Origin of the sequence: Bacillus sp. RIT 809, assembly GCF_016892495.1 — a bacterium.
GTDB classification, from domain to species: Bacteria; Bacillota; Bacilli; order Bacillales; family Bacillaceae_G; genus Bacillus_A; species Bacillus_A cereus_U.
Window position 1 is genome coordinate 1 of the sequence record NZ_JAFEMR010000054.1, and the last position, 5,198, is coordinate 5,198.

Consider the following 5,198-nt stretch of genomic DNA (forward strand, 5'->3'; position numbering starts at 1 on the left):
CATTTCTTTTGTCGCTTTCTGCGTTGTTGCTATCGGCGACTTGTTCTATATTACACCTCTATACGCTAATCGTCAACACCTTTTTATAAAGATATTTAATTTAATACCTTCGTACTCTTTTAGCTCTAGATACGGACCTATAAAGATTCCATTTAAATAGAAACCCTCGTCTACTTTTCTTTACTAATCTATTCTTCTACATACTTTTCAATTTAGACACTTCTCTATTACAAAGGACTTACTTCCCCCATCTTACCGAACTCATACGATTGATTCTTTTCAGCTAAACTAGCAACCTTATTTTAACAATTAATAGTATATAATTAGAAAGTTGCTTTATTTTTTATTACCGCTCCCTATTCCCCTTTGTTTATCAAATTGTAATATCAATAACATTCTATTAGAAACAGGTGACGATATGAAAGATATACGTATTCTTATAGCAGATGACGATAAAGAAATTCGAGACTTATTAAAAAGATATTTAGAGCGAGAATTATATATGGTAGATACTGCAATTAATGGCGAAGAAGCGTTGTGCTTATTTAACCAAAATAACTACAACCTCGTTATATTAGATCTTATGATGCCGAAAGTAGATGGTATCGAAGTGTGCAGAAAACTTAGAGATACAACTAACATTCCTATATTAATGCTAACTGCTAAAGATCACGAAGTTGATAAAATTCTGGGCTTAAGCATAGGTGCTGATGATTATATTACGAAACCTTTCAGTATTCACGAAGTGGTTGCAAGAGTAAAAGCTCTTATGCGACGTTTTTTAGTTCTTGGAAGTAATACTAACGGTACAAGAGAAAACAGCTTTAACATTTAAAGGACTAACTATCGATTTTAAAAAATACACAGTCCATACGAACGGAAAAGAAATCAACTTAACTGGAAAAGAACTTGAACTATTAAAATTCTTCGCTTCAAACCCAGAGCAAGTATTTACAAAAACACAACTCTTTCGAAATGTATGGGACGATAATTATATAGAAGATGATAATACCGTTATGGTGCATATTAGAAAGCTTAACTGCAAGAGAGAACTTATTAATTAATGCAAAGATAATTGGAGTTCACAAAAGGACTGCAATTGAAGAAGCATTAGAAATTGTAGGCTTGCAGCACGAAACAAAAAAATAGTAGGAAAATACTCTTTAGGAATGAAGCAACGCTTAGGAATTGCACGTGCTCTTCTCCATTATCCTGAACTACTCATACTAGATGAACCAACTAACGGACTAGATCCAATCGGTATTAAAGAAATGCGAAAACTCATTAAATCTTTAGCTCAAGAAAGAAATATAACGATACTCATTTCTAGTCATATATTAGCTGAGGTGGAACAACTAGTTGATCGTATGGGAATTATTCATGAAGGAAGGTTATTAGAAGAAGTTTCTCTTGATACACTGCGTAAAGCCAATCGTAAGTACATAGAATTCCAAGTAAATAATGATAATAAAGCTGCGATGCTATTAGAAAATCATTTTCAAATTTTTGATTATGAGGTACATGATGAAGGAAATATTCGCGTTTATTCTCACTTTGGACAGCAAGGACACATTAATAGAACGTTGGTTCGTAACGATATTGAAGTATTAAAAATTGTGATGAGCGAAGATAGACTAGAAGATTATTTCACCAAACTAGTTGGGGGTGACACAATTGGTTAATCTGCTTTATACAGAACTATTAAAATTGAAACGATCCAATATGTTTTTGATTAGTATTATCGGAGCAGGTGTCGCGCCATTTTTAGTGGTTGTAGCTTCTTATATACACATGAAGACAAAGCAGCCTACTCCAACTATTTTATTTGGTCAACTGTTCACTGAAGTTAACCTATACACTACTTTAATTATAGGATTCCCCTTATATGGAGTTGTAATCGCTTATCTATTTACCCGTGAATACACGGAAGATACATTAAAAAACTTGCTAACTATCCCAGTATCACGTATTAGCTTTATTATAAGTAAGTTTATCCTTCTATTCCTTTGGATCATGATGCTAACTTTAGTTGCTTGGGCGCTAACTTTATTATTAGGGCTAATAGGTAGCTTCCCTGGGTTTAGTATCACCTTACTTTTAGGCTCTCTCATAAAATTTTTAATATGTGGTGGACTTCTCTTTCTTTTGTCTTCACCTATTGTACTACTAACCCTTGTAATGAAGACCTATGTACCGCCTATTATATTAACAATCATTATTACAATGACTAACCTTATGATCGTAAATTCAAAACATAAAGACCTATTCCCATGGACCGCTACTCTAGATATAGCAAATAACGAATTACAACCGACTTATCCACCAGAGTATTCTTATATCATCATTGCAGTAACAGCTATTTTCGGATTTATTACAACACTATTCTATTTTAAAAGAGTAGATATTCATTAATTTATAGGAGTGAAACTATGAGCGATCTTATCATTGCCTTCATACTTGGCATTGTAGAAGGGTTAGCTGAATTTTTACCCATCTCTTCTACTGGCCATCTTATATTAGTCGGACATTTGTTAGGTTTTGAAGGAGAAAGGGCAAAAACATTTGAAATTGTCATACAGTTAGGGGCAATTTTAGCTATCGCGATTTTATATCATAAACGTCTTGTTTCTTTATGTAATATTAAACCCCTTCTTCGGAAAGAGAAAAAATTCAATGCATTACATGTTTTTCTTGGTGTATTCCCAGCAGTAGTTGTTGGCTTATTATTACATGATGTTATTAAAACATACTTATTCCAGCCGTATACTGTCGTAATCGGACTTGTAGCAGGAGCATTTCTTATGATTTTTGCAGAAGTAAAAAAGGCAGAGGCAATCGCTTTTTCACTAGATGATTTAACATACCGTCAAGCATTAACAATTGGATTATTTCAATGCTTAGCAGTATATCCTGGCTTCTCAAGGGCTGGCTCTACTATTTCTGGAGGTCTATTAGCGAAAGCAAATTATAAGACTGCATCTGAGTTCTCTTTTCTCATTGCTCTTCCTGTAATGGTTGGAGCTACAGGCTTAGACTTATTAAAAAGTTGGAAGTATTTAAGTGTGGATGATCTTCCTATGTTTGCTATAGGATTCATTACCTCTTTTATAGTAGCAATGCTAGCGGTAGTAACTTTCCTGAAGCTTTTAGAAAAGATAGGTTTAAAACCTTTTGCATATTATCGTATTTTGTTAGCCATCTTATTTACACTTTTCGTATTGCTATAGCTTCATATAAGCCACATATTATTAAACCGATATTCAAGGAATATCGGTTTTTATCTATTTCACCTCTAGTATTACTCACTTCAATATGGCATAGTGGTAATACACCACCATTAATAATCCGAATATTCTTTGAACTAATCATTAAAATATGTAAGATCAAAAGCTATACTTGAAATCCGAACCTAGTAATAGCATTTCTTCTTTAAACACATATACTGAATTAAAAATAAACACCTCAATTGATTGAATATGCCCATTACACCACTATAGAACGAACGTTCCATACCACTACTTCCTTGTATTTAAGTAATCGTACTATAGTTTTCCCACTTGCACTTATCTTCTCTACGAAAGACTCCCAATTATAAGATTTAAGTAGGTTTCATCCTATGTCTATATACAAACAACTGCAAGGTTTAACGTTAGAAAAACAAATCGGATTGCTAACAAATCATTTAGTTTCATTTAATAGTATTAACGGTACCGATGGCGAGGTCAGTATTATAGATGAACTATATAGTATTTTCAAAAGCACCCTGAACACCTATGGATTCAACATGTACCTCATAATCCAATAGGTAGAAAAAATGTATTTGCATTTGTAAAAGAAAAAACGCTTCCCCCTCTACTATCATTTATCATTCACACTTAAATATAGTCGGCATTGAAGAATTCGGATCGTTAAAAGAACATGCTTTCTCTCCTGAAACACTCGAACAATATTTTCAAACCGATGCAAAACCTGGAGAGTGGCTGTTCGGCCGTGGTTCTCTTGATATGAAAGGTGGTGCTGCCATTCATCTAGCCAATATACTATACTTCTCAGAACATGTGCATTTACTCGAAGGAAATCTACTACTCTTATTCAATGGAGATGAAGAAGGAGAACATCGTGGGATTATCTCTGCCTTAACCGAATTCGAAAGACTGAAGTAAGAAAAACAATTACAGTATCGTTTGGCTATTAACAATGATTTTATAACACCTTTATATGATGGAGATACTCAGCGGTACATTTATACAGGAACTGCAGGTAAACTTCTTCCTCGTTTCTATATTTACGGAAGAGAAGTACACGTAGGCGATACATTGTCTGGCATTGATCCTAATTTTATTGCAACCCAAATCACAAATAGACTACATAACAACTATATCCATTACCATATGAAACAATCCGCAAATTAAAAATCCCGTCTATTACTATGGGCGTCTACGGGAAAAATGGCCATAAATGGACAGAACGGGTTTATAAACCATATTCATTCAGCTATTACTTTTATTGATCCGTAATACAGCAATACAAATTTTAAATGACTACAAAACTATTACAAATAAGCAAATTGCCCAGGGCTTATAAAGAAAATGAACTTTAACTAAAGTGAGGTAAATATACAAATGAATCCATTAGCGCAAACATATTGGGATACTTATTGGGGGAACAATGAAAAACCGAAATCCGTTACAGCTTGGCAATTTGGTGATTCTCCTGATTATCTCGCTCAATTAGTCATTGATGGTGTAAAAACAGCAACATGCTCCAGCCATATTTTTTATGAATTAGAAAATGAACCGCTGCCGACAACTAAAGATTATAGTATTATACTCAATAGTCAGGATGAACCTGTAGCAATTATCAAGACAATAGAAGTAACTGTAACACCAATGAATGAAGTAACCGAAGAATTTGCTATAGCTGAAGGTGAAGGCGATCTTACTTATAATTACTGGAGAGACACCCATATACAGTTCTTTACAAAGGAACTATATGAGCTTGGCCTTGGCTTTTCTGAAGATATACTACTCGTTTGTGAACGTTTTGAGCTTATCGATATAAAAAATAAAGTGAAACTATAATAAATAGAAGTAATACCCTTACTTTTACGCAAATAAGCTTGTTATCAATAGGTTTCTTGAACCATAGATAACAAGCTTATTTCATTAAACACAAAAAAGACGAGTCATTCTGACTCG

The 5,198-nt window shown here is 33.7% G+C and carries 3 protein-coding genes and 3 pseudogenes; all 6 read left to right on the forward strand.

Annotated elements, in window-relative coordinates; genetic code table 11:
* Positions 1-418: 418 nt before the first annotated feature.
* Positions 419-1,055: pseudogene (locus tag JTF23_RS27235) on the forward strand (response regulator transcription factor); the annotation flags it as partial.
* Positions 1,030-1,682: pseudogene (locus JTF23_RS27240) on the forward strand (ATP-binding cassette domain-containing protein); the annotation flags it as partial. The pseudogenes JTF23_RS27235 and JTF23_RS27240, both read left to right, overlap by 26 nt.
* Positions 1,675-2,412, forward strand: coding sequence for an ABC transporter permease (locus tag JTF23_RS27245; RefSeq protein ID WP_078182257.1), 738 nt, complete (start codon positions 1,675-1,677; stop codon positions 2,410-2,412). The pseudogene JTF23_RS27240 and the gene JTF23_RS27245, both read left to right, overlap by 8 nt.
* A 17-nt stretch (positions 2,413-2,429) precedes the next feature.
* Complete coding sequence (uppP, locus tag JTF23_RS27250) at positions 2,430-3,227, forward strand: undecaprenyl-diphosphate phosphatase (RefSeq protein WP_204210276.1); 798 nt, start codon at positions 2,430-2,432, stop codon at positions 3,225-3,227.
* Between the two features lie 645 nt (positions 3,228-3,872).
* Positions 3,873-4,376, forward strand: a pseudogene (locus tag JTF23_RS28515) (M20/M25/M40 family metallo-hydrolase); the annotation flags it as partial.
* A gap of 246 nt (positions 4,377-4,622) precedes the next feature.
* Positions 4,623-5,081 (forward strand): ASCH domain-containing protein, encoded by a 459-nt coding sequence (locus tag JTF23_RS27260; protein ID WP_204210277.1) that lies wholly within the window; start codon positions 4,623-4,625, stop codon positions 5,079-5,081.
* The last annotated feature ends 117 nt before the right edge of the window (positions 5,082-5,198 follow it).

Coding starts and splice junctions, on each gene's coding strand:
- uppP (WP_204210276.1), top strand. CDS start 2,430: ATGAGCGATCTTATCATTGCCTTCATACTTGGCATTGTAGAAGGGTTA.
- JTF23_RS27260 (WP_204210277.1), top strand. CDS start 4,623: ATGAATCCATTAGCGCAAACATATTGGGATACTTATTGGGGGAACAAT.